Origin of the sequence: Pseudomonas sp. NFPP02 (assembly GCF_900119355.1) — a bacterium.
GTDB classification, from domain to species: domain Bacteria; phylum Pseudomonadota; class Gammaproteobacteria; order Pseudomonadales; family Pseudomonadaceae; genus Aquipseudomonas; species Aquipseudomonas paracarnis.
Genome location: NZ_FPJI01000007.1, coordinates 182,433 through 205,858 on the forward strand (window position 1 = coordinate 182,433; position 23,426 = coordinate 205,858).

Here is a 23,426-nt window from a genome sequence, read left to right on the forward strand (position 1 = left end):
GATGAGCATGCTCAAAGACCCGTCTTCGAAGTACCGCGCGTTCCCCACCATCGACATTCCGGACCGTACCTGGCCGTCGAAAACCATCACCCAAGCGCCTATCTGGTGCAGCTCCGACCTGCGTGATGGCAACCAGTCGCTGATCGAGCCGATGGACGCGGTGAAAAAGCTGCGCTTCTGGAAGACCCTGGTGGCCGTTGGCGTGAAGGAAATCGAAGCCTCGTTCCCGGCCGCGTCGCAAACCGACTTCGACTTCGTGCGCACCCTGATCGAAGACAACCACATCCCCGAGGACACCACCATCCAGGTGCTGACCCAGGGCCGTGAAGACTTGATCGCACGCACCTTCGAATCCCTGCGCGGCGCCAAGAAAGCCATTGTGCACTTGTACAATGCCACCTCGCCGTCGTTCCGCCGCATCGTATTCAACCAGGACAAGGACGGCATCAAGGCCATCGCGGTCAACGCCGCCAAGCTGTTCGTCAAATACGCCGCCCAGCAGCCGGAAACCCAGTGGACCTTCGAATATTCCCCAGAGACCTTCAGCGCCACTGAGCTGGAGTTCGCCAAGGAAGTCTGCGACGCGGTGATCGAGGTGTGGAACCCGACGCCTGAGCACAAGATGATCCTCAACCTGCCAGCCACCGTCGAGTGCGCCACGCCGAATATCTATGCCGACCAGATCGAGTGGTTCGGTCGCCATATCAACCGTCGCGACAGCGTGATTATCAGCCTGCACACCCACAACGACCGTGGCACTGGCGTGGCGGCCACCGAGTTGGGCCTGATGGCCGGCGCCGACCGTGTGGAAGGCTGCCTGTTTGGCAACGGCGAGCGCACCGGTAACGTCGACTTGGTCACCGTGGCACTGAACATGTACACCCAGGGCCTGGACCCGCAGTTGGACTTCTCGGACATTGACGGCGTGCGCAAAGTGGTCGAGGAATGCAACCAGATCCAGGTGCACCCACGCCACCCCTATGTGGGCGACCTGGTACACACCGCGTTCTCCGGTTCACACCAGGACGCGATCCGCAAAGGCTTCTCGCAGCAGAAAGACGATGCGCTGTGGGAAGTGCCGTACTTGCCGATCGACCCGGCCGATATTGGCCGCAGCTACGAGGCGGTGATCCGCGTGAACAGCCAGTCGGGCAAAGGCGGTATCGCCTACCTGCTGGAGCAGGAATACGACATCAGCTTGCCGCGTCGCATGCAGATCGAGTTCAGCCAGGTGGTGCAGGCCGAAACCGACCGCGTGGGCCTGGAGATGACCGCGCCACAGATCTACGCCTTGCTGCAGCGTGAATACCTGCAAGCCAACACGCCGTATGCGTTGGTCAGCCACCGCCTGCAGGAAGAGAACGGCAACAGCTTTGTCGAGGTGGAAGTCTCCGGCAAAGGCCAGGGCGAAACCAACCTGCATTGGAAGGGCAAAGGCAACGGTGCGTTGGAAGCGCTGGTAGCGGGCCTGCCGATTGGCGTGGAGATCATGGACTACAACGAGCACGCGATTGGTGCGGGTACCAATGCCAAGGCGGCGGCCTATATTGAACTGCGCGTGAACGGCGAACGCCCGGTGCATGGTGTGGGGATCGATGAAAACATCACTACCGCCAGCTTCAAGGCGCTGTTCAGTGCGCTGAACCGTTCGTTGAGCCAGTTGGAAGCCAAAGCGGCGTAACCGACTGCTGAAATGCAAAAGGCCCCTGGGTGAGAATCCAGGGGCCTGATCGTTCCCACGCTCTGCGTGGGAATGCAGCCCTGGACGCTCTGCGTCCGCCCTTAGAAGCGGTACGCAGAGCGTCCCAAGAGGCGTTCCCACGCAGAGCGTGGGAACAATCTAAGAGCCTTAGACTAACTGAAAGCTATCGGCATCCAGATTCGCCGGGAATCGTGTACGGTAAGCCGCCAGCTCCGCCGCATCCAGGATCACCTGGAACACCCCGTCCGCTTCCCCTGCACTCAGCAAGGTTTCACCCTGGAAATCCAACACCTGGCTATCGCCGGTGTAGGCAAACCCCTTGCCGTCGGTGCCCACCCGGTTCACCGCCGCCACGTAACACAGGTTCTCAATGGCCCGCGCCGGCAACAGCCGATTCCAATGCTGACGCCGAGCGCCCGGCCAGTTGGCGGTGTACAGCAGCAGGTCCGTATCCTGGGCGTCGCGGCTCCACACCGGGAAGCGCAGGTCATAGCAGATCAGCGGGCGAATGCGCCAACCCTTCAACTCGAACTGCACCTGACGTTCACCTGGGGTGTAGTGGTCATGTTCACCGGCCATGCGGAACAGGTGGCGCTTGTCGTAATGCAACACCTCACCATCCGGCCGCGCCCACAGCAGACGGTTGCGGTGGCTGCCATCGGCGGCCTGGATGATCACACTGCCGGTAATCACGGCCTGATACTTTGCCGCCTGGGCCTGGAGCCAATGATGGGTGGGGCCGTTTTCCGGCTCGGCGAGAGCTTCTGATTCCATCGAAAAACCGGTGGTGAACATCTCTGGCAGCACGATCAAGTCGGCGCCTTTGGCCTGCTCCAGCAGCAACTCGAAGTGTTCGAAATTGGCATGCCGGTCATGCCAGGCCAGGCTCGTCTGCACCAAGGCAATGTTCAGATTGGGCAGTACACTCAGATCACGCATAGTTTTTCCGCCGCTTGTCGCAACGTCTCCTCGCGTTTGGCAAAGCACAGGCGCACCAGGCGCTGGCCTTGGGGTGGGTGCTGGTAGAACACCGAAACCGGAATGGTCGCCACGCCATGTTCGCGGGTCATCCACAGGGACATGGCGACGTCATCCAGGTCTGGGCGTATCTGCGAGTAATCCACCAGTTGGAAGTAAGTGCCGGTCACCCGGGTAAAGCTCAAGCGCGATGGCGCCAACAGGTCGCAGAAAAGGTCCCGCTTGGCCTGATAGAAGGCCGGCAGTTCTTCGACATGTTCCGGGTGTTCGGCCATGAAGTCCGCCAAAGCGTACTGCAAAGGGGTGACGCCGCAGAAGTTGACATATTGATGCACCTTGCGCAGTTCGGCGCTGAGGGCCGGTGTCGCGACCACGTAGCCGGTCTTCCAGCCTGTGACGTGATAGGTCTTGCCGAATGAGCTGACCACGAATGCGCGCTGATACAGTTCCTGATGGGCCAATACGCTGACGTGGGGCACACCGTCGAATACCAGGTGCTCGTAGACCTCATCGCTGACCAGGTAGATATCGCGGTCGCGGATCAGTTCGGCCAACTGGTCCAGCTCGACACGGCTGATCAATGCACCGGTGGGGTTGTGCGGGCTATTGAGGATGATCATGCGCGTACGCGGTGAAAGCGCAGCCTTGAGTTCCTCGAAGTCCAGGGCGAAGCCTTGCAGGCTCAGTTGCACATGCACGCAGCGGCCACCGGCCAGTTCAACCGAAGGCTCGTAGCTGTCATAGCTGGGGTCGAACACGATGACTTCATCACCGCTGCGAATCACCGCCTGAATGGCGCAAAAAATCGCCTCGGTGGCGCCTGGCGTGATGGTCACTTCAGTGTCGGCATTCACCGTGACGCCATAGCTGCGGGCGATCTTGGCCGCCACTTGCTGACGCAGCACCGGCAGGCCTGTCATGGGGGCGTACTGGTTATGACCGAGGGCGATGTGCTTACCCACTGCATCGAGCAAACCCTGCGGACCATTGAAATCGGGAAAACCCTGGGACAGATTGAGCGCGCCGGTTTCGGCGGCGAGTTGCGACATGGTGGTGAAAATGGTCGTGCCGACGTTTGGCAGCTTACTGGTGATCATGGGAGCCCCCTTCGGGTGAGCTGCAAGTTTTAAGCTGCAAGCTGCAAGCAGGTCAAGGGGCAAACCGTCAGGCACAAAAAAGGGCTCCAAAGGAGCCCTCTCTTGCAGCTTGTAGCTTACAACTCGAAACTGCCGTTATTTTTTATCACGGCGCTTCTTGTCGGCCTTCTTGTGGTGAGTCATCAAACGACGCTTCTTGTTCACCTGACGGTCAGTCAGTGTGTTCTTGTTGCCTTCGTATGGGTTCTCGCCACCCTTGAACTCGATACGGATCGGCGTACCGACCAGTTTCAAGACACGGCGGTAGGTGTTTTCCAGGTAACGCACATAGGACTTGGGCACCTTCTCGATCTGGTTACCGTGGATCACGATAATCGGCGGGTTGGCACCACCCAAGTGGGCGTAACGCAGTTTGATCCGGCGGTTGTTGACCATCGGCGGCGCGTGCTCGCCCACCGCATCTTCCAGGATCTGGGTCAGGCGGTTGGTCGGCCAGCGGGTAACCGCGGACTTGAACGAGTTCTGTACGGACGCGTAGAGGTTGCCCACGCCGGTGCCGTGCAGTGCCGAGATAAAGTGGATATCGGCGAACTCGACGAAGAACAGCCGACGTTGCAGCTCGATCTTGACGAAATCACGCTCGCTCGGTGTCATGCCGTCCCACTTGTTGATCGCGATGACCAGGGCACGACCGGCTTCCAGGGCAAAGCCCAGCAAGTTGAGGTCGTGGTCCACCACGCCTTCGCGGGCGTCCATCACGAAGATCACCACGTTAGCGTCTTTGATCGCCTGCAGTGTTTTGACCACGGAGAACTTTTCAACTTCTTCGTGGATCTTGCCGCGCTTGCGCACACCGGCGGTGTCGATCAGCGTGTACTTTTCCTCGTTGCGTTCGAACGGGATGTAGATGCTGTCGCGGGTGGTACCGGGTTGGTCGTAGACGATAACGCGGTCTTCACCGAGCATACGGTTGACCAGAGTCGACTTGCCGACGTTCGGGCGGCCGATGATAGCGATCTTGATACCGTCTTTTTCGCTCGGGCCAGGAATGCGCTTGGCTTCCTCGCCTTCAGCGACGATCTCTTCCTCGCCCTCTTCTTCCTCGACATCATCCTTTGGGAAGTCGCGCAGGGCGATTTCCAGCATCTGGGTGATGCCGCGGCCGTGAGCACCGGCGACCGGAATCGCATCGCCCAGGCCCATCGGGCTGAATTCAGCACGGGCGGCCTCAGGATCGATGTTGTCGATCTTGTTGGCGACCAGATAGGAACGCTTGTTGCGCTTGCGCAGGTGCTCGCCAATCATCTGGTCAGCGGCGGTATAGCCCGCACGGGCGTCCACCAGGAACAGCACCACATCGGCTTCTTCGATAGCGAGCAACGACTGCTCGGCCATCTTTTCGTCCATGCCATGCTCGTCACCGGAGATACCACCGGTGTCGACAATAATGTAGGAGCGCCCTTGCCACTTTGCCTCACCGTATTGGCGATCACGGGTCAGACCGGACAAGTCGCCGACAATGGCGTCGCGAGTCCTGGTCAGGCGGTTGAACAAGGTGGACTTGCCGACGTTAGGTCGGCCCACCAGGGCGATTACGGGAACCATGCGGCTCTCCACTTCGTTATTTCAGAAAATACAAAAGCCGCTGCAGGGCAGCGGCTGGTGCTCGGGGCAGCATCGTCAGATGCCGCATGCCCCGCCGAAGCAGGGCCGCCTGGGGGTTACCCCAAGCATAGTCAAACCTTTACTTGATGGTCAGGGCTTCCAGCTTGCCGCCGTTGCCATACACATAAAGCATGTTACCCACCACCAGCGGACGCGCACGCAGGCCGTCGCTGTCGATACGCTGGCGACCGACAAAACGACCATCCACCTGGCTCAGCAGGTGCAGGTAGCCTTCAAAGTCACCGACCGCGACGTAGCTGGAGAAGACTTCCGGTGCCGACAGTTGACGGCGAGCCAGGGAGTCATTGCTCCACAGTGCAGTGGTGGAACGCTCATCCACACTTTCAACGGTGCCGGATGCCAGGCTCACATAGACGCTGCCAAACCCTTGGGCGACACCCGCATAGCTGGAGGCATCACGCTGCCAGTTGATGCGACCGCTTTGCAGGTCCAGCGCGGCAACACGCCCCTGGTAGGTGGCGACGTAGAGGGTTTCACCCGACAGCAGCAAGCCGCCGTCGATGTCTACAACGCGATCCAGTTCGGAACGACCTTGCGGGATGGCCACACGAGTTTCCCAGGCCGGCACGCCGTTCTGGGTATTCAGGGCAACCACTTTACCGGTCGACAGGCCAGCAACGGCCAGGTTGTTGGTCACAATCGGACCACTGGTACCGCGCAGGGTCAACACCGCAGGGGTGCTGTCGTACAACCAGCGTTGGTCGCCGGTGGAGGCATCCAGGCCGATCACGCGGTCGTCCTGGGTTTGCACCACGACGATATCGCCGTTGGTCGCCGGCGCCGAGAGCACTTCACTGGTCACGCGAGCGCGCCACTTCTCTTCACCGGTGCTGGAGTCCAGCGCGACCACGTCACCCTTGAGGGTACCGATCAGCACCATGCCGTAGCCGACGCCCACACCGCCGGAAACCGGCAGTTCGAGGTCTTTCTTCCACTTGACGTCGCCGTTCATGCGATCCATGGCAACCACGACACCAGTGGAATCAGTAGCCACGATGCTGTCGCCGTCAATCGCCGGCTGCAACAGGTTGTAGAGGTCGCCCTGCCCATCACCAATGGATTGGCTCCATTGTTTTTGCAGGACCACTTCTTCCTTGAAGCTGGTCAGCTCGGCAGGAGGCAGTTCTTTTTTGCTGTTGCTGCTGCAACCCGCGGCCAAAACGGCCAGAGCCAGCAATGCTGCATGTTTCCAACGGATCACGTCACGCATCCCCTTTGGCCAAGTCGTCGAGCTTGATTTGTAAGCCACCGACCGCCGCTTCATCAGACAGCGCCGCCTTGGCTTTTTGGTACGCAGCATGGGCTTCGTCGGTACGACCCAATTGGACCAACAGGTCGCCCTTGAGCTCTTCGCGAGTGGCCACGAATGCCTTGTCAGCATCGCCGTCGAGCAGTTTGAGTGCTTCGTCAGCCTTGTTCTGTGCCGCCAATACCTGTGCCAGGCGCTGACGTGCGATTTCACCCAGGGTCGGGTTGGTCGGCTTGTCGGCAATGGCCTTCAGCTCGGTGACGGCGTCATCCAGCTTGCCGGTATCGACCGCGACTTTCGCGACGAACAGGCTGCCGTACTGGGCGTAGGTGCTACCGCCGAATTCGTTCTTCAGCTTGCCGGCCAGGTCCGCCACCTGCGCAGGGTCAGGCTTGCCGTCCGGCGTCAGGGTAGTTTCCAGCAATTGCTGATAAACGATCGAAGCGCCCTGGGATTGGTTGGCCTGATACTTGGTCCAGGCTTGCCAGCCGAACACCACCACTAAAGCCAGCAGGCCGCCAGTGACCAGGGGCTTGCCGTTACGCTGCCACCAGTCCTTGAACTCGGCCAGTTGCTCATCATCAGTACTCGACACCCCAATACTCCTTAATCGCTAAATTCGGCTGTTCGACAGCTTCAACCCTGCACGACGCAGGTGGCCAAGTGCGCAGCGAGCGCATCAAAGGCAATGTTCTGTTGTTCACCCTGGCCACGCAGGGGTTTGAAACCTACCACTTGCTGGGCCAGCTCGTCATCGCCGAGGATCAGTGCGTAAAGCGCACCGCTCTTGTCGGCCTTCTTGAACTGGCTCTTGAAGCTACCAGCGCCGGCATTGATCTGCAGGCGCAGGTTGGGCAGTTGGTCACGTACTTTTTCGCTCAAGGCCAGGGCCGCCAGTTCGGCAGCCTCGCCGAAGGCGCACAGGTACACGTCCACCTGACGGGAAATTTCTTCCGGGACCTGCTCCAGGGTTTCCAGCAGCAGGATCAGCCGCTCGATGCCCATGGCAAAGCCTACGCCCGTGGTCGGCTTGCCGCCCATTTGTTCGACCAGGCCGTCGTAGCGACCACCGGCACACACGGTGCCCTGGGCGCCGAGCTTGTCGGTGACCCACTCGAACACGGTCTTGCTGTAGTAGTCGAGGCCACGCACCAGCTTGGGGTTGATCACGTAGGGAATACCGGCTGCATCCAGACGAGCCTTGAGGCCCTCGAAATGCACCCGGGACTCGTCGTCCAGGTAATCAGCCATTTTCGGCGCATCGACCAGCACGGCCTGGGTGTCGGCGTTCTTGGTATCCAGCACGCGCAACGGGTTGGTCTTCAGACGGCGTTGGCTGTCTTCGTCCAGCTTGTCCAGGTGGGCCGACAGGTACTCGACCAGGGCTTCGCGATAGCGACCCCGGGACTCGCTGGTGCCCAGGCTGTTGAGTTCAAGCTTGACCGCATCGCGGATGCCCAGTTGGCCCCACAGGCGCCAGGTCAGCACGATCAGCTCGGCGTCGATGTCCGGGCCGTCCAGGTTGAACACTTCGCAACCGATCTGGTGGAACTGGCGGTAACGGCCTTTCTGCGGGCGCTCGTGGCGGAACATCGGGCCGATGTACCACAGCTTCTGGGTCTGGCCACCACCGGTGATGCCATGTTCCAGTACGGCGCGAACGCACGCGGCAGTGCCTTCCGGGCGCAGGGTCAGGGAGTCGCCGTTACGGTCTTCAAAGGTGTACATCTCTTTTTCGACGATGTCGGTCACTTCACCGATGGAGCGCTTGAACAGCTCGGTGAACTCGACGATCGGCATGCGGATCTGCTTGTAACCGTAGTTATCCAGCAGGCGCGCGACAGTGCTTTCGAAGTAGCGCCACAGTGGCGTCTGCTCCGGCAGGATGTCGTTCATGCCACGAATGGCTTGCAGAGACTTGCTCACATCAGATCCTTAAATTCGTTCAATCAGCCGCGAGCGATCAGCGCTGCGTCAGCGGCGACCTTCTCGGCCGCTTTCTCGCGGATCAGCTTTTCCAGCTCATCCACCAGATTGTCATTCGTTAGCTTCTGCGACGGTTTGCCGTCGATGTAAATCAGGTTCGGTGTGCCACCCGTCAGGCCCACGTGGGCCTCTTTGGCCTCACCCGGCCCGTTGACCACACAACCGATCACTGCGACATCCAGCGGCACCAGCAGGTCTTCCAGGCGCAACTCCAGGTCGTTCATGGTTTTCACCACGTCGAAGTTCTGCCGCGAGCAGCTCGGGCAGGCGATGAAGTTGATACCACGGGAACGCAAACGCAGGGACTTGAGAATGTCGTAGCCGACCTTCACTTCCTCTACGGGGTCTGCCGCCAGGGAGATGCGGATAGTATCGCCAATCCCTTCGGCGAGCAGCATACCGAGACCCACAGCAGATTTCACTGTGCCTGAGCGCAAACCGCCCGCTTCAGTGATACCCAGGTGCAGCGGTTGCACGATTTCCTTGGCCAGCAGGCGATAGGCTTCTACGGCCATGAACACGTCCGAGGCCTTTACGCTGACCTTGAAGTCTTGGAAATTCAGGCGTTCAAGGTGTTCAACGTGGCGCAGTGCCGACTCAACCAGCGCCGCCGGCGTGGGCTCGCCGTATTTCTTTTGCAGGTCTTTTTCCAGGGAGCCGGCGTTGACGCCGATGCGGATCGGAATACCGCGATCACGGGCAGCGTCCACCACGGCACGCACGCGGTCTTCACGCCCGATGTTGCCGGGGTTGATACGCAGGCAGTCCACACCCAGTTCGGCCACGCGCAACGCGATCTTGTAGTCGAAGTGAATATCGGCAACCAGTGGGACCTTGACCAACTGCTTGATACGACCAAAGGCCTCGGCTGCGTCCATGTCCGGAACGGACACCCGCACGATGTCCACGCCAGCCGCTTCCAGACGATTGATCTGGGCAACGGTGGCAGCCACATCGTTGGTGTCACTGTTGGTCATGCTCTGCACTGCAATGGGGGCGTCGCCACCCACCGGCACCGAGCCGACCCAGATCTTGCGCGATACGCGACGTTTGATTGGAGATTCGCCGTGCATGACTATTGTCCCAACTTGAGGCGAGCAGTCTCGCCACTGGTGAACGGCGCCACGTCTACAGGCTGGCCGTTGTAGGCCACTTGCGCGCCACGGGCAAAGCCCAGACGCAGCGTCAAAGGAGGCTTGCCGCCCTGGTCAAGCGTATCGCCCTTACGCTTCAAACCGCTGAACAGCACTTTGCCGTTGCCATCGGTAACTTGCGTCCAGCAGTCAGCGATGAAGGTAATTTGTACGCGCCCGTCACCGGCGATCAACGCCGGAGTGGTGGGAGGCGACATCGCCGGCGCTGCGGGTGCGGCTGGCGCAGGGGTCGCAGGTGCAGGCGTCGGAACCGCCGGAGCCTGGGCCACAGGTGCTGCCGGAGCGGTCGGAACAGCCGGAGCCGGTACCGCAGCAGGGGCCGTGCCGGCGTCTGGCGCGGGTTGTTCGGCAGTGGCCGGCGCTTGCGGCGCAGCTTGCCCCTCTACCACGGCCTGGTCTTCCGGCTCGTCCAGGGGGTGAATCTGGGTGGTGCCGTCGGCGCTTTCGACTTCGACATGTTCCATGGCGTTGCTGGTCAGGTCTTTGTTGCGCTGGGAGGTCTGGTCTTGCCACCAGACAAAACCGCCGCCGACCACGGCAATCAGCAACAACAGGCTGACAATCCGCAAAATGGTATGGGAAACGCGCGTAGGCTCTTCGATGCGCCCCAACCCATGGACATTACTGCCCTGGGCATCGGTGCCGGTGAACTGGTCGAACTCCTGGACCAGCACGGCCTGGTCGATACCCAGCAATTTTGCATAAGCGCGGATATAGCCGCGGGCAAAAGTGTGCCCAGGCAGCTTGTCGAACGCGCCGGCTTCCAGATTGGCCAACGAGGTACTGGTCAAATTGAGCTTGAGGGCCACTTCAGCCAGCGACCAACCATTGCTTTCGCGGGCCTGGCGCAAGGTTTCGCCTGGGTTGACGCGATTAGCTGCTACATCTTCCGGGTGCGCGGCTTTCATCATTGCTCCGACAGGTATTGCTGATATTCCGGCGTACCGGGATAGAGTCGTTCGAGTTGCTGGCCAAAACGTGCGGCCGTGTCGTGTTCTTCATGAACCGTCGCCAGGCGCACACCGAGCAATAGACTACGTGCATTTTGCCCGCTGAGCAGGCTAAAACGCTCGTAATAGTCACGTGCTGGCACATAATGCCTGTCTTCGTAAGACAACTCAGCCATTTCGAGCAATGCCCGTGGCTGGCGACTGTTGAGGTGCAGGGCTTTTTCCAACTGCTGGCGAGCGCTGTCGCGCTGACCGAGGCGCATCGAGGTCACACCGAGGTTCTCGAACACCCGCGAACGCTGCGGGTAGAGGGTATCGGCGGCGGCTTGCTGAAAATAACGTGACGCCAGGTCGTACCGTTGCTGCTCGAACAGGAAACTGCCGTAGTTGTTCAGCAGCCGCGGATCGGCAGGGCGGGAGGCCAGGGCCTTGTGGAAATAGCGGTCGGCCAGCTCGGGCTCGGCCTGAGCCTGAAACACCAAAGCCAGCGCGGCGTTGGCATCGGCATCATCGGCGTCCAGCTCAAGGGCCTTCTTCAACGGCACCTTGGCCTGCTCGCTCATGCCTTGGCGCAGATACCCCAAACCCAGTTGCACATAGGCAACTCGCGCCTCATCACGGCCTTTATCAGTGCGCAACGGGCTGTCATGACCCGATGAAACGCAACCGGCCACGAGGCCGGTAAACAGTAAAAGCAGCGCAAGGCGCAAGGGCATAGAGATCCTCTCTCAGATTCGATTCACAGCGATTTGCGGCAAATCTTCAGCGGCGTTAAGTTCGCGCACGGCGATATAACGTTCACTGCGGCGGGTGCGGTCCATCACCTGCCCTACCAATTGGCCACACGCGGCATCGATGTCTTCACCACGAGTGGTTCGCACAGTGACGTTATAGCCGGCCTGGTGCAGTTGATCCTGAAAACGACGGATGGCGTTGTTGCTCGGCCGCTCGTAGCCAGAATGAGGAAACGGGTTGAACGGGATCAAGTTGATCTTGCACGGGGTGTCCTTGAGCAATTCGATCATCTCGACCGCATGCTCCAGCTTGTCGTTGACGTCCTTGAGCATGGTGTACTCAATGGTCAGCACACGCTTCTCACCCAGGGTCGCCATATAACGCTGGCACGATTCGAGCAGCATCTTAAGCGGATATTTCTTGTTGATCGGCACCAATTGGTTACGCAATGCGTCATTAGGTGCGTGCAGCGACAACGCGAGGGAGACGTCGATGTGCTTGGCCAGCTCATCGATCATCGGTACCACGCCGGAGGTCGACAGGGTCACACGGCGCTTGGAGATGCCGTAGCCCAGGTCGTCCATCATCAGGTGCATGGCCGCAATCACGTTGTCGAAGTTCAGCAGCGGCTCACCCATGCCCATCATCACCACGTTGGTGATGGCACGGTCGACGGTCGCCGGGACGCTGCCAAAGGATTTGTTGGCAATCCACACCTGGCCGATGACTTCGGCGGCGGTGAGGTTGCTATTGAAGCCTTGCTTGCCGGTGGAGCAGAAACTGCAGTCCAGGGCACAGCCTGCCTGGGACGAAACGCACAAAGTGCCACGTTTGCCCTGGGGAATGTACACGGTCTCGACACAGCTACCGGACGCCACGCGCACTACCCACTTGCGGGTACCGTCGCTGGAAATGTCCTCGCTGACCACTTCGGGACCACGCACCTCGGCAATGGCCTTGAGCTTGTCGCGCAGGGCCTTGCTGACGTTCGTCATGGCGTCGAAATCGTCGACGCCAAAGTGGTGAATCCACTTCATTACCTGACCGGCACGGAAACGCTTCTCCCCGATTGAGTCGAAGAATTTCTCCATTTCCGGCTGAGTCAGACCCAGCAGGTTGGTTTTAACAGTCGATGTAGTCATGGATTCACCCTCACTCTTTAAGCCGATGCTTAGCGAGCGGTTACTTCAGTAGCAGCGAAAAAGTACGAGATTTCGCGAGCAGCAGCAGCTTCGGAGTCCGAGCCGTGAACAGCGTTGGCGTCGATGGATTCAGCGAAGTCAGCACGGATGGTGCCAGCAGCAGCTTCTTTAGGGTTGGTAGCGCCCATCAGCTCACGGTTCAGAGCGATAGCGTTTTCGCCTTCCAGAACCTGGACAACAACAGGACCGGAGATCATGAAGGCAACCAGGTCGCCGAAGAAGCCACGAGCGCTGTGCTCAGCGTAGAAGCCTTCAGCTTCAGCCTTGGACAGTTGCTTGAGTTTCGAAGCTACAACCTTCAGGCCGGCTTTTTCGAAACGAGTGGTGATCTCGCCGATGACGTTTTTTGCAACAGCGTCAGGCTTGATGATGGAGAAAGTACGTTGAACAGCCATGGTGTAACTCCAGAAACGGTAATTTACGAAAAATTAAACCCGCGAATTATACGCGGGTTATTGGGTATTGCCTAACTGCGTAAAAAGGCGGCTCAGTCTGCTTCTTCGATCCACAGGCCTTGAATCGCCTCAAGGACCTTTTCGCCACCCCGGTCAGGGATGTCGTCGAAATCCGGCAGTGCCATTACGAGGTCGCGCAGCTTGACGAAGTTCACGGTAAGAGGATTGACCTCAGGATGAGCTTCAGCAAGTTGTATAGCGATTTCTTGTACATCAACCCATTTCAGGCTCATGACATTTCCTTGAATCAATGCGGCGCTTCGGCTGCATGGTTGAGCGAATATTTCGGGATTTCGACGGTGAGGTCTTCAGTCCCCACTTTCGCCTGACAACTCAGGCGCGACGTCGGCTCCAGGCCCCACGCCCGATCAAGATAGTCTTCTTCCAGGTCGTCAGCCTCATTTAGGCTATCGAAACCTTTACGAATGATGCAGTGACAGGTGGTGCAGGCATTGACGCCGCCACAGGCACTTTCGATCTCGATGTGGTTGTCATGGGCGACGTCTAGCAGGGACTTGCCGGTCTCAGCCTCCACGACCATGCCCTCAGGGCAATGTTCGGCGTGCGGTAGAAAAGTGACCTGCGGCATCAGTTATTCCTCAATTTCATTCAGGTTGCGGCCCGCCAGCGCGGCTTTAACCGTCTGATCCATACGGCGGGCGGCAAAGGCATCAGTCACTTGCGACAGGCGCTTGGTCTGTTGCTCGATGGCGTAACCATCGTTGCCTTTCATCAGTTCGGCCAGTTCCTGCATCTGCAGGTCAATGACCATGCGTTCTTCGGCATCCAGCAGGCGCTCGCCGTCGGCTTCAAGGGCGCCCTGCACCGCTTCGAGCAGGCGCTGGGCATCCACTTGTTGCTCGCGCAATACGCGGGCGACCTTGTCGTCACCGGCATACTGGAACGAGTCCTTGAGCATCTTGGCGATTTCGCCATCGGTGAGGCCGTAGGACGGCTTGACCTGGATGCTGGCTTCAACGCCAGACGCCAGTTCGCGCGCAGCGACACTGAGCAGGCCATCGGCATCGACCTGGAAGGTCACGCGAATTTTCGCTGCGCCCGCCACCATCGCCGGAATGCCACGCAACTCAAAACGCGCCAGGGAACGGCAGTCGCTGATCAGCTCGCGCTCGCCTTGCAGCACATGAATCATCATGGCTGTCTGGCCGTCTTTGTAGGTGGTGAAATCTTGGGCACGTGCGACGGGGATGGTGGTGTTGCGCGGAATCACCTTCTCCATCAGGCCGCCCATGGTTTCCAGGCCCAGGGACAACGGGATCACGTCGAGCAAAAGCAATTCGCCGCCATCACGTTTGTTACCAGCCAGGGTATCGGCCTGGATGGCAGCGCCGATGGCGACGACTTGATCCGGGTCGATTTCGGTCAGTGGTTGGCGCCCAAAGGCTTCGGCTACCGCTTCACGCACGCGCGGCACGCGGGTGGAACCGCCTACCATGACCACTGCGCCAACGTCTTCCAACTCGATACCGGAATCACGCACAGCACGACGGCAGGCTTTGAGGCTGCGGGCAACCATCGGCTCGATCAGCGTATCAAAGGCTTCGCGAGTCAGTGGCGCCGACCAGTTACCGTAGCAAACGTCAACAGAAGCAGCGTCAGTCAGCGCCTCTTTGGCCGCACAGGCAGTTTGCAGCAGGTTGCGCTGCGCGCCTGGGTCCAGGTCGGCCGACAAGCCGGCACTGCTGATGATCCAGCCAGCAATGGCGTGATCGAAATCATCGCCACCCAGAGCGCTGTCGCCGCCGGTCGCGAGCACTTCAAACACACCGCCGGTCAGGCGCAAGATCGAAATATCGAAGGTGCCGCCGCCCAGATCATAAATAGCGACCAGGCCTTCAGCGTGCTGATCGAGGCCGTAGGCCACAGCCGCCGCAGTCGGCTCGTTGAGCAAGCGCAGCACGTTCAGGCCGGCAAGTTTCGCCGCATCCTTGGTGGCTTGACGCTGGGCATCATCGAAATACGCCGGAACGGTGATAACCGCCCCTACCAGCTCACCACCCAGGGTGTTTTCCGCACGCTGGCGCAGCACCTTGAGGATATCGGCCGACACTTCCACCGGGCTCTTGGGCCCCTGGACAGTGTCAATGAACGGCATATGGGACTCGCCGCCGACAAAGCGGTACGGCAGTTGGTCACCCAATTGCTTGACGTCGGACAACCCACGACCCATCAAGCGCTTGACCGACAACACCGTGTTCAAGGGGTCTGCGGACGCGGCGAGCTTGGCCGATTCGCCCACTTCAGTGCGGTCGGCGTGATAACGCACGGCAGACGGCAGGATCACCTGCCCATCGGCGTCGGGCAGCGGTTCGGACAGGCCGCTGCGCAAGGCAGCAACCAGGGAATTGGTGGTGCCCAGGTCAATCCCGACCGCCAGGCGACGCTGGTGCGGTTGAGGGCTTTGGCCGGGTTCGGCGATTTGCAGTAGAGCCATGGTAATCAGGTCTTATCTGTCTATCAGGCGTGCATCACGGGCAGCACTGGGTTAATCGTCGAGGCGCTCTTCTAGCTGGCGCACTTCGTAGGTGAGCTTGTCGAGAAACTGCATGCGCCGCATCAGGCGTTCGGCCTGTTCGCGTTGCGCCGCATCATCCCAACAGGCTGCGAAGCTTTCGTTGAGCTCATCCTGGGCGGTTTTCAGACGACGCTTGAAGACCGCAACACCGGCTATATCGGCTTCGTCCTGCAAGTCTTCGAGCTCTTCGCGCCACTGCATCTGCTGCATGAGGAAGTCCGGATCGTGCACCGTAACTTCCAACGGCAACTCGCCACCGTTCAGGGCGAGCAGGTAACGCGCGCGTTTCGCGGGGCTTTTGAGCGTCTGATAGGCTTCGTTGAGGCTGGCCGATTGCTCAAGGGCCAAGCGCTGCTCACGCTCGGAAGCGTCAGCGAAGCGGTCCGGATGCACCCCACGCGCCAATTCACGGTAGCGCGTGGCGAGCTGCTCAAGGTCCAGCCGAAAGCTCGGCTGCAGCTCGAATAAAGCGAAATGACAAGGAGTACCCACGAGTAGCCTCAGATGTTGAAGCTTTCGCCGCAGCCACATTCACCGCGCACGTTAGGGTTGTTGAACTTGAAGCCTTCGTTCAACCCCTCCTTGACGAAATCGAGTTCGGTGCCGTCCAGGTAGGTCAGGCTCTTGGGGTCGATGATCACTTTCTCGCCGTGACTTTCGAACACCTGATCCTCTTCAACCACCTCGTCGACAAACTCCAGCACGTAGGCAAGGCCGGAACAGCCCGTGGTGCGTACACCCAGACGAATCCCCTCACCTTTACCGCGCCCATTCAGGGAGCGGCGAATGTGCTGCGCAGCCGCTTCTGTCATGCTGATAGCCATCGTTGACTCCTTACTCGTCGCCAAATGCTTAGATCAAGCCTTTCTTCTGCTTGTAGTCGCGAACGGCTGCCTTGATGGCATCTTCAGCGAGTACGGAGCAGTGGATTTTCACCGGCGGCAACGCCAGTTCTTCGGCCAGCTGGGTGTTGCTGATAGTGACAGCCTCATCCAGGGTCTTGCCTTTCATCCATTCGGTCGCCAGGGAGCTGGATGCGATGGCCGAACCGCAGCCGTAAGTCTTGAATTTGGCGTCTTCAATAACGCCAGCATCGTTGACCTTGATCTGCAGGCGCATCACATCGCCGCACGCCGGGGCGCCGACCATGCCGGTGCCGACATCTGGATCTTCCGCGTTCATCTTGCCGACGTTGCGCGGGTTTTCGTAGTGGTCGATGACCTTTTCGCTGTAAGCCATGGTACTGAATCCTCACTCATCAGGGCCGCTCTGGAACCCTGTAGAAACGCCTGCGTTTTCCGCCACGTTCCTACAGAGCTTGGGTGGCGGCTTCTATAGTTAGTGTGCCGCCCACTCGATCTTGGAAATATCGACACCGTCTTTGTACATGTCCCACAGTGGCGACAGAACGCGTAGCTTGTTGACGGCTTCGCAGACCTTCTGCGCGGCGTAGTCGACTTGCTCTTCAGTGGTGAAGCGGCCGAACGTAAAGCGGATAGAGCTGTGAGCCAGTTCGTCGTTGCGGCCCAGGGCGCGCAGTACGTACGAAGGCTCAAGGGACGCCGAGGTGCAGGCCGAACCGGACGATACCGCCAGGTCCTTGAGCGCCATGATCAGCGACTCGCCTTCAACGTAGTTGAAGCTCAAATTCAGGTTGTGCGGTACACGGGCGGTCATGCTGCCGTTGATGTACAACTCTTCAAGGTTTTCGACCTGCTTGTAGAAGCGATCGCTCAGGGCCTTGATGCGCACGTTTTCGGCAGCCATGTCTTCCTTGGCTACACGGAAAGCTTCGCCCATACCGACGATCTGGTGGGTCGCCAGGGTGCCCGAACGCATGCCGCGCTCGTGACCGCCGCCGTGCATGGTGGCTTCGATGCGCACGCGAGGCTTGCGGCTCACGTACAGCGCGCCGATGCCTTTGGGGCCGTAAGTCTTGTGGGCCGAGAACGACATCAGGTCGACTTTCAGCTTGGACAGGTCGATATCGACCTTGCCGGTGGACTGAGCAGCGTCGACGTGCAGCAACACACCCTTGGAGCGGGTCAGCTCGCCGATGGCGGCGATGTCGTTGATCGTGCCGATTTCGTTGTTCACGTGGATCACCGAAACCAGGATGGTGTCTTCACGCATCGCAGCTTCGATCATGGCCGGGGTGACGATACCGTCGGTGGTTGGCTCAAGGTAGGTGACCTCGAAACCTTCACGCTCCAGTTGGCGCATGGTGTCCAGGACAGCCTTATGCTCAATCTTGGTGGTGATCAGGTGTTTGCCTTTGGTCGCGTAGAAATGCGCCGCGCCCTTGATAGCCAGGTTGTCGGACTCGGTGGCACCGGAGGTCCAGACGATTTCGCGCGGGTCGGCATTGACCAGGTCAGCGACCTGGCGACGAGCGTTCTCGACCGCTTCCTCGGCTTTCCAGCCGAATACGTGGGAACGGGAGGCCGGGTTGCCGAAGTTTCCGTCGACCAGCAGGCATTCGCTCATTTTTTGCGCGACACGCGGATCAACCGGGGTGGTCGCTGAGTAATCAAGGTAAATCGGCAATTTCATGGACTTTCTCCTAAATCAGGCTGGCTGGCGTGCCGTTAGCTCTTCGGCTGTCACTCGACGGCGGACGCTTCGATCTTGTCCAGACGCGGCGCCTTGGTGTTGCAACGGCGCTGGTCCTGACGCTGGGCTACTTCTTGCACCTCACGGCGAGTCACAAGATCAGCCAAGCTGATACCACTCAAAAACTCATGGATCTGCAGGCTCAAGTCACACCACAAGTGGTGTGTCAGGCAGGTGTCGCCGGCATGGCAGTCACCCAAACCCTGGCATTTGGTGGCATCGACGGATTCGTTGACCGCGTCGATCACCTGGGCCACCTGAATACCCTGCATGTCGCGGGACAGCTGATAGCCGCCACCCGGACCGCGAACGCTGGAAACCAGATTGCTACGGCGCAATTTGGCGAACAACTGCTCGAGATAGGACAGGGAAATGCCTTGGCGCTCGGAGATATCGGCCAGGGACACCGGCCCAGTTTGCGCGTGCAAGGCCAAGTCGAGCATGGCGGTCACCGCGTATCGGCCTTTTGTAGTCAGTCTCATGGACAAGTACCAAGGTGTTTCAGAATGGGAGCAAGTATGCGATTCCCGAGTATTTAAGTCAACTATAAGACCTAGTACTTTAGTCAGGATTACCCGTAAAAAGGGCGCGCGAATCATAGCAGGATGGGGTAGGATCGAACAGCGCAACCAGGCCTGCTGCAAGACCACCGAGCCAATGGAGATCAAATGTGGGGCTGGCTTACTTGCGATAGCTGTCTATCAGCTTGCTTATAGGTTGCTGGCCCACCGCAATCGCAGGCAAGCCAACTCCCACAAGAGGCCGCGTTCAGCCTGCCTTGGTGGTAGCGGCTTCGTCCTTGATTTCAGCAAAATCTTCCTCACGCAGTTCAGGCAAGTCTTTGGCACAGTACGGGCTGCCCAACTCCTTCAGCGCCCCGCACATACCCTCCAGCTTGCCGTCCACCGCCTGCAAATGATCAAGCAATTGACCAATCGCACGAGCCACCGGGTCGGGCATATCTTCACTGACGCCATAGGCATCGAAACCAATCTTCTCCGCCATCGCCTTGCGCTTGGCCTCTTGCTCATCACCGACTTGCGGCTTGACGATGATGCGGCCAGGAATACCCACAACCGTAGCACCCGGCGGCACAGCCTTGGTCACTACCGCGTTGGAGCCAACCTTGGCGCCGGCACCCACGGTAAACGGCCCGAGCACCTTGGCGCCCGCCCCTACTACCACGCCATCGCCCAGCGTTGGGTGGCGCTTACCCTTGTTCCAGGTGGTGCCGCCGAGCGTCACACCTTGATAGAGGGTGACGTCATCGCCGATCTCGGCCGTCTCGCCAATCACAATACCCATGCCGTGGTCGATAAAGAACCGACGACCTACCTTGGCACCCGGATGGATCTCAATACCGGTCAACCAACGCCCAAAGTTCGATACCAGCCGCGCCAGCCACTTCCAGCCCATGCCCCACAGGGCGCCGGACAAGCGGTGGATCCAGATCGCGTGCATGCCCGGGTAGCAGGTCAGCACTTCAAAGGCGTTGCGCGCCGCCGGGTCACGGTGGAAAACACTTTGGATATCTTCTCGCAAACGCTCGAACATTTTTAATCCTTCCGCTCAAGAAGCTCACCACGGGCCGCTTTCTGGGTTTCCGTGAGGATGCCACGCAATATGTTCATTTCAGCCCGGCTCACCGAGCTGCGGCCGTACAAACGACGCAGGCGCGCCATCAAGTGCCGTGGCTTTTCAGGGTCGAGGAATTCGATGGCGACCAGGGTTTGCTCCAGGTGCTCATAGAACCGCTCCAGCTCGTCCATGGTGGCCAACTCGCCACTTTTGGTCGATGCAACCTCTTCCTTTTCCATTTTGCTCGGCTGGCCAGCAGCGGCCAGCCAGGCCATGCGCACTTCATAAGTCAGCACCTGCACCGCAGCCCCGAGGTTCAGCGAGCTGAACTCAGGGTCTGAGGGAATATGCACGTGGTAATGACATCGCTGCAGCTCTTCGTTGGTCAGGCCGGAGTCTTCACGGCCGAATACCAAGGCGATTTCAGCACCGCCAGCAGCCTCTTCCACCATTTTGGTGCCGCATTCACGCGGATCCAGCAGCGGCCAAGGGATACGACGATCACGGGCGCTGGTGCCGAGCACCAGATTGCAGCCGACCAAGGCATCCTCCAAGGTGGCGACCACTTGGGCATTTTCAAGCAAGTCATTGGCGCCGGACGCACGGGCATCAGCCTCGTGGTGCGGGAATACCCGCGGTTCGACCAGCACCAGGCGCGTCAGCCCCATGTTTTTCATGGCTCGCGCCACCCCGCCGATGTTGCCGGGATGACTGGTATTGACCAAGACGACACGAATGTTTTGCAGCAAGGGAGGCGCTCGCGGACACAGGAAAGGGGAGCAAATCTTACAGAACCGCCTAAGGTTATGCCATGAAAGCGAACGTCGTCCTTCACCTGAGGAAAGTTTCTGCTAGAATGCTCGGCTTTCTTTAACAACCTTAGGTGACCTATCCATGCAGCCCATGCTGAATATCGCGCTGCGCGCCGCCCGCAGCGCCAGTGAATTGATCTTCCGCTCCATCGAGCGCCTGGATACCATCAAGGTCGACGAAAAAGACGCCAAGGATTATGTATCCGAGGTGGATCGCGCCGCCGAACAGAAAATCATCGACGCCCTGCGCAAGGCCTACCCTACCCACGGCATCCTCGGTGAAGAAACCGGCCTGCACAAAGGCAGTGGCGAAGGTGAAGACTACCTGTGGATCATCGACCCACTGGATGGCACCACCAACTTCCTGCGCGGCATCCCGCACTTTGCCGTGAGCATCGCCTGCAAATACCGTGGCCGCCTGGAACACGCCGTTGTGCTGGACCCGGTTCGCCAGGAAGAATTCACCGCCAGCCGTGGCCGTGGCGCCCAACTGAACGGCCGCCGCCTGCGTGTCAGCGGCCGCACCAGCCTGGAAGGCGCCCTGCTGGGTACCGGCTTCCCGTTCCGTGACGACCAGATGGACAACCTGGAGAACTACCTGGGCATGTTCCGCGCCCTGGTTGGCCAGACCGCCGGCATCCGCCGTGCCGGTGCAGCCAGCCTGGACCTGGCGTATGTAGCCGCCGGTCGCTTTGATGCGTTCTGGGAGTCGGGCCTGTCCGAGTGGGACATGGCAGCAGGCGCCCTGCTGATTCAGGAAGCAGGCGGCCTGGTGAGCGACTTCACCGGTGGTCATGACTTCCTGGAGAAAGGCCACGTCGTGGCTGGCAACACCAAATGCTTCAAGGCAGTACTGACGGCGATCCAGCCGCACCTGCCGGCTTCGCTGAAGCGCTAAGCGAGCGAGCACAAAAAAGCACCCCGCGGGGTGCTTTTTTTATGCGTGGGATTTAGCAAAAAACCAATTCCAACTGATTCAATACAATCCAATCTGGGAGCTGGCTTGCCTGCGATGGCGGGCTGCCAGCCAACTGATTAGTTACTGACCCACCGCTATCGCAGACAAGCCAGCACCCACATTTGGATCGAAACCAGACCTGGGGATTACTGCTGGTTCTGACCCAGGATCAGACGACCTTCCTTATCCACCGGGATCTGGCTACCAGGGTCGCGCTCCATACGCACGGTACCTTCCTTGCCGTCCAGGTTGTAACGCACGTCATAACCGACCACCTTGTCACTGATGTCGTTAACGGTGTTACAGCGAGTTTGCGTAGTGGTGTAGGTATCGCGGTTCTGCATACCTTCCTGAACCTTGTTACCGGCGTAGCCACCACCGACCGCACCGGCCACGGTGGCCAGCTTCTTACCGTTACCGCCACCAATCTGGTTGCCCAGCAGGCCACCCGCAAGGGCACCCACCACGGTACCGGCGATTTGATGTTGGTCCTGCACCGGACGCTGCCGGGTCACGGTGACGTCCTTGCAGACCTCACGCGGGGTTTTGATCTGGGTTTTAACCGGCTGCACCGCCAGTACTTGCGCATACTCAGGGCCGCTTTTTACCAGGCTGTAGGTGGCAACAGCGCCTCCGGCAGTCACACCGACAGCACCCAATACCGCACCAACCAGCAACGACTTGTTCACATGAACCTCCTGACCATCACAAGCGGACCGAAAGATCCGCGCTATACCCAGCCTTGGAGCAAAAAAAAAGGCGCGAGTTCAATACTCGCGCCTTTCTTGTAACAGCGGATCAACAAACGCCCATCAAGGACGGTCGTCGACCTCCTTGTCGGTAGCGGCAGGAGGGATCAAGTCTTCGCTGTTGAGGTTCAGCCAGATCAGCACCACGTTGGCGATGTAGATCGACGAGTAGGTACCCGCCAGAACGCCGATAAACAGCGCCAGGGAGAAGCCCCACAGGTTGTCGCCACCGAAGATCATCAACGCAGCAATCGCCAGCAAGGTGGAGATCGACGTCGCCATGGTCCGCAGCAGGGTCTGCGTGGTGGAGATGTTGATGTTCTCGATCAACGTCGCCTTGCGCAGCACGCGGAAGTTCTCACGAACCCGGTCGAAGACCACAATGGTGTCGTTGAGCGAGTAACCAATGATCGCCAGCACAGCCGCCAGTACGGTCAGGTCGAAGGTGATCTGGAAGTAGGCCAGGATACCCACGGTCACGACCACGTCGTGGATCAGCGACACAATGGCGCCGACACCGAACTTCCACTGAAAGCGGAAAGCCAGGTAGATCATGATGCCGACCAGCGCCATCAGCATGCCGAGGCCGCCCTGGTCGCGCAGCTCTTCACCCACTTGCGGGCCGACGAACTCGACGCGCTTGACCGATGCCGGGTTGTCGCCACCCACCTTTTGCAAGGCCTCGGCTACCTGGTGACCCAGTTGCGGGTCTTCGCCAGGCATGCGCACCAACAGGTCTGTGGTGGCGCCGAAGCTCTGCACAACGGCTTCGTGATAGCCGGCCTTGACCAGCTCGCTGCGCACCAGGGTAACGTCGGCCGGCTTCTCGTAGGTCAGCTCGATGAGCGTACCGCCGGTGAAGTCCAGGCCGTAGTTCAGGCCCTTATGGAACCAGCTGAACAACGCCAGAACGGTAAGGAGCACGGTGACGCCGAACGCAACGTTGCGAACGCCCATGAAGTTGATTGTACGTAACATGGCAGCCC

General features: G+C 59.6%; 25 protein-coding genes. 2 read left to right on the plus strand and 23 right to left on the minus strand.

The genetic code is table 11. From position 1 onward, the window contains the following. Position 1 precedes the first annotated feature (1 nt). Positions 2–1,681, plus strand: a complete 1,680-nt coding sequence (gene leuA / locus BT204_RS14335; RefSeq protein ID WP_014719812.1) for a 2-isopropylmalate synthase — start codon at positions 2–4, stop codon at positions 1,679–1,681. A gap of 168 nt (positions 1,682–1,849) precedes the next feature. Here leuA and BT204_RS14340 read toward each other — a convergent pair whose 3' ends face one another. From BT204_RS14340 to trmJ, 21 genes are all read right to left on the minus strand, one after another. Beyond that, a complete protein-coding gene (locus BT204_RS14340; RefSeq protein WP_054897810.1) occupies positions 1,850–2,641 on the minus strand; it encodes an amidohydrolase in 792 nt (263 codons plus the stop codon). Beyond that, positions 2,629–3,777 carry a pyridoxal phosphate-dependent aminotransferase gene (locus BT204_RS14345; protein WP_072447227.1) on the minus strand — a complete coding sequence of 383 codons (1,149 nt, stop codon included), beginning with the start codon at positions 3,775–3,777 and terminating at the stop codon, positions 2,629–2,631. The genes BT204_RS14340 and BT204_RS14345 overlap by 13 nt, the downstream gene beginning before the upstream one ends. Positions 3,778–3,912: 135 nt before the next feature. Beyond that, the gene (der, locus tag BT204_RS14350) at positions 3,913–5,382 is read right to left on the minus strand and encodes a ribosome biogenesis GTPase Der (protein ID WP_016977675.1); all 1,470 of its coding nucleotides are present in this window, start codon (positions 5,380–5,382) and stop codon (positions 3,913–3,915) included. Between the two features lie 139 nt (positions 5,383–5,521). Next, complete coding sequence (bamB, locus tag BT204_RS14355; protein WP_057975060.1) at positions 5,522–6,673, minus strand: outer membrane protein assembly factor BamB; 1,152 nt, start codon at positions 6,671–6,673, stop codon at positions 5,522–5,524. Next, positions 6,666–7,307, minus strand: a complete 642-nt coding sequence (locus BT204_RS14360; RefSeq protein ID WP_014719816.1) for a YfgM family protein — start codon at positions 7,305–7,307, stop codon at positions 6,666–6,668. Before BT204_RS14360 ends, bamB begins: the two co-directional genes overlap by 8 nt. A 41-nt stretch (positions 7,308–7,348) precedes the next feature. After that, on the minus strand, positions 7,349–8,638 hold the full coding sequence (gene hisS, locus BT204_RS14365) for a histidine--tRNA ligase (RefSeq protein ID WP_034128022.1): 1,290 nt from the start codon (positions 8,636–8,638) through the stop codon (positions 7,349–7,351). Between the two features lie 23 nt (positions 8,639–8,661). Next, positions 8,662–9,771, minus strand: coding sequence for a flavodoxin-dependent (E)-4-hydroxy-3-methylbut-2-enyl-diphosphate synthase (ispG, locus tag BT204_RS14370; RefSeq protein ID WP_003175952.1), 1,110 nt, complete (start codon positions 9,769–9,771; stop codon positions 8,662–8,664). A gap of 2 nt (positions 9,772–9,773) precedes the next feature. Then, on the minus strand, positions 9,774–10,760 hold the full coding sequence (locus BT204_RS14375) for a RodZ domain-containing protein (protein WP_034128023.1): 987 nt from the start codon (positions 10,758–10,760) through the stop codon (positions 9,774–9,776). Then, positions 10,760–11,518, minus strand: a complete 759-nt coding sequence (gene pilW, locus BT204_RS14380) for a type IV pilus biogenesis/stability protein PilW (RefSeq protein WP_034128024.1) — start codon at positions 11,516–11,518, stop codon at positions 10,760–10,762. The genes BT204_RS14375 and pilW overlap by 1 nt, the downstream gene beginning before the upstream one ends. A 12-nt stretch (positions 11,519–11,530) precedes the next feature. Beyond that, positions 11,531–12,679: a dual-specificity RNA methyltransferase RlmN gene (rlmN, locus tag BT204_RS14385; protein ID WP_003194014.1), complete on the minus strand. Its 1,149-nt coding sequence runs from the start codon at positions 12,677–12,679 to the stop codon at positions 11,531–11,533. Positions 12,680–12,708: 29 nt separating this feature from the next. Next, positions 12,709–13,134 carry a nucleoside-diphosphate kinase gene (gene ndk / locus BT204_RS14390; RefSeq protein WP_003175956.1) on the minus strand — a complete coding sequence of 142 codons (426 nt, stop codon included), beginning with the start codon at positions 13,132–13,134 and terminating at the stop codon, positions 12,709–12,711. A 92-nt stretch (positions 13,135–13,226) separates the two neighbouring features. Beyond that, positions 13,227–13,427, minus strand: a complete 201-nt coding sequence (iscX, locus tag BT204_RS14395) for a Fe-S cluster assembly protein IscX (RefSeq protein ID WP_034128025.1) — start codon at positions 13,425–13,427, stop codon at positions 13,227–13,229. 14 nt (positions 13,428–13,441) lie between these two features. After that, positions 13,442–13,783: an ISC system 2Fe-2S type ferredoxin gene (gene fdx / locus BT204_RS14400; protein ID WP_032895388.1), complete on the minus strand. Its 342-nt coding sequence runs from the start codon at positions 13,781–13,783 to the stop codon at positions 13,442–13,444. Positions 13,784–13,786: 3 nt separating this feature from the next. After that, positions 13,787–15,649, minus strand: coding sequence for a Fe-S protein assembly chaperone HscA (gene hscA / locus BT204_RS14405; RefSeq protein ID WP_034128026.1), 1,863 nt, complete (start codon positions 15,647–15,649; stop codon positions 13,787–13,789). Positions 15,650–15,700: 51 nt separating this feature from the next. Beyond that, positions 15,701–16,222 carry a co-chaperone HscB gene (gene hscB, locus BT204_RS14410; RefSeq protein ID WP_034128027.1) on the minus strand — a complete coding sequence of 174 codons (522 nt, stop codon included), beginning with the start codon at positions 16,220–16,222 and terminating at the stop codon, positions 15,701–15,703. 8 nt (positions 16,223–16,230) lie between these two features. Next, complete coding sequence (gene iscA, locus BT204_RS14415; RefSeq protein WP_003209680.1) at positions 16,231–16,554, minus strand: iron-sulfur cluster assembly protein IscA; 324 nt, start codon at positions 16,552–16,554, stop codon at positions 16,231–16,233. Positions 16,555–16,582: 28 nt separating this feature from the next. Beyond that, positions 16,583–16,969 carry a Fe-S cluster assembly scaffold IscU gene (iscU, locus tag BT204_RS14420; RefSeq protein WP_003175965.1) on the minus strand — a complete coding sequence of 129 codons (387 nt, stop codon included), beginning with the start codon at positions 16,967–16,969 and terminating at the stop codon, positions 16,583–16,585. A 99-nt stretch (positions 16,970–17,068) separates the two neighbouring features. Next, positions 17,069–18,283, minus strand: a complete 1,215-nt coding sequence (locus tag BT204_RS14425) for an IscS subfamily cysteine desulfurase (RefSeq protein WP_003194019.1) — start codon at positions 18,281–18,283, stop codon at positions 17,069–17,071. 50 nt (positions 18,284–18,333) lie between these two features. Further along, positions 18,334–18,825 (minus strand): Fe-S cluster assembly transcriptional regulator IscR, encoded by a 492-nt coding sequence (iscR, locus tag BT204_RS14430; RefSeq protein WP_003194020.1) that lies wholly within the window; start codon positions 18,823–18,825, stop codon positions 18,334–18,336. Positions 18,826–19,111: 286 nt separating this feature from the next. Next, on the minus strand, positions 19,112–19,897 hold the full coding sequence (gene cysE / locus BT204_RS14435; protein WP_034128028.1) for a serine O-acetyltransferase: 786 nt from the start codon (positions 19,895–19,897) through the stop codon (positions 19,112–19,114). 2 nt (positions 19,898–19,899) lie between these two features. After that, on the minus strand, positions 19,900–20,670 hold the full coding sequence (trmJ, locus tag BT204_RS14440; RefSeq protein ID WP_054922019.1) for a tRNA (cytosine(32)/uridine(32)-2'-O)-methyltransferase TrmJ: 771 nt from the start codon (positions 20,668–20,670) through the stop codon (positions 19,900–19,902). 145 nt (positions 20,671–20,815) lie between these two features. Here trmJ and suhB point away from each other — a divergent pair, with 145 nt between their 5' ends. Then, positions 20,816–21,631 (plus strand): type III secretion system regulator SuhB, encoded by an 816-nt coding sequence (gene suhB, locus BT204_RS14445; RefSeq protein WP_005791195.1) that lies wholly within the window; start codon positions 20,816–20,818, stop codon positions 21,629–21,631. 206 nt (positions 21,632–21,837) lie between these two features. On the opposite strand, the gene BT204_RS14450 is transcribed toward suhB, so the two are convergent. After that, the gene (locus BT204_RS14450) at positions 21,838–22,380 is read right to left on the minus strand and encodes a glycine zipper 2TM domain-containing protein (protein WP_003194023.1); all 543 of its coding nucleotides are present in this window, start codon (positions 22,378–22,380) and stop codon (positions 21,838–21,840) included. Between the two features lie 123 nt (positions 22,381–22,503). Next, positions 22,504–23,418, minus strand: a complete 915-nt coding sequence (gene secF / locus BT204_RS14455) for a protein translocase subunit SecF (protein ID WP_003194024.1) — start codon at positions 23,416–23,418, stop codon at positions 22,504–22,506. Positions 23,419–23,426 lie beyond the last annotated feature (8 nt).

What these genes read in the sequence shown, in the direction of transcription:
- iscA (WP_003209680.1), bottom strand. Translation starts at nt 16,554, where the DNA reads ATGGCTATCAGCATGACAGAAGCGGCTGCGCAGCACATTCGCCGCTCC.
- BT204_RS14345 (WP_072447227.1), bottom strand. Translation starts at nt 3,777, where the DNA reads ATGATCACCAGTAAGCTGCCAAACGTCGGCACGACCATTTTCACCACC.
- cysE (WP_034128028.1), bottom strand. Translation starts at nt 19,897, where the DNA reads ATGTTCGAGCGTTTGCGAGAAGATATCCAAAGTGTTTTCCACCGTGAC.
- bamB (WP_057975060.1), bottom strand. Translation starts at nt 6,673, where the DNA reads ATGCGTGACGTGATCCGTTGGAAACATGCAGCATTGCTGGCTCTGGCC.
- iscR (WP_003194020.1), bottom strand. Translation starts at nt 18,825, where the DNA reads ATGAGACTGACTACAAAAGGCCGATACGCGGTGACCGCCATGCTCGAC.
- rlmN (WP_003194014.1), bottom strand. Translation starts at nt 12,679, where the DNA reads ATGACTACATCGACTGTTAAAACCAACCTGCTGGGTCTGACTCAGCCG.
- hscA (WP_034128026.1), bottom strand. Translation starts at nt 15,649, where the DNA reads ATGGCTCTACTGCAAATCGCCGAACCCGGCCAAAGCCCTCAACCGCAC.
- pilW (WP_034128024.1), bottom strand. Translation starts at nt 11,518, where the DNA reads ATGCCCTTGCGCCTTGCGCTGCTTTTACTGTTTACCGGCCTCGTGGCC.
- BT204_RS14375 (WP_034128023.1), bottom strand. Translation starts at nt 10,760, where the DNA reads ATGAAAGCCGCGCACCCGGAAGATGTAGCAGCTAATCGCGTCAACCCA.
- fdx (WP_032895388.1), bottom strand. Translation starts at nt 13,783, where the DNA reads ATGCCGCAGGTCACTTTTCTACCGCACGCCGAACATTGCCCTGAGGGC.
- iscX (WP_034128025.1), bottom strand. Translation starts at nt 13,427, where the DNA reads ATGAGCCTGAAATGGGTTGATGTACAAGAAATCGCTATACAACTTGCT.
- BT204_RS14425 (WP_003194019.1), bottom strand. Translation starts at nt 18,283, where the DNA reads ATGAAATTGCCGATTTACCTTGATTACTCAGCGACCACCCCGGTTGAT.
- secF (WP_003194024.1), bottom strand. Translation starts at nt 23,418, where the DNA reads ATGTTACGTACAATCAACTTCATGGGCGTTCGCAACGTTGCGTTCGGC.
- BT204_RS14340 (WP_054897810.1), bottom strand. Translation starts at nt 2,641, where the DNA reads ATGCGTGATCTGAGTGTACTGCCCAATCTGAACATTGCCTTGGTGCAG.
- ispG (WP_003175952.1), bottom strand. Translation starts at nt 9,771, where the DNA reads ATGCACGGCGAATCTCCAATCAAACGTCGCGTATCGCGCAAGATCTGG.
- suhB (WP_005791195.1), top strand. Translation starts at nt 20,816, where the DNA reads ATGCAGCCCATGCTGAATATCGCGCTGCGCGCCGCCCGCAGCGCCAGT.
- der (WP_016977675.1), bottom strand. Translation starts at nt 5,382, where the DNA reads ATGGTTCCCGTAATCGCCCTGGTGGGCCGACCTAACGTCGGCAAGTCC.
- iscU (WP_003175965.1), bottom strand. Translation starts at nt 16,969, where the DNA reads ATGGCTTACAGCGAAAAGGTCATCGACCACTACGAAAACCCGCGCAAC.
- leuA (WP_014719812.1), top strand. Translation starts at nt 2, where the DNA reads ATGAGCATGCTCAAAGACCCGTCTTCGAAGTACCGCGCGTTCCCCACC.
- ndk (WP_003175956.1), bottom strand. Translation starts at nt 13,134, where the DNA reads ATGGCTGTTCAACGTACTTTCTCCATCATCAAGCCTGACGCTGTTGCA.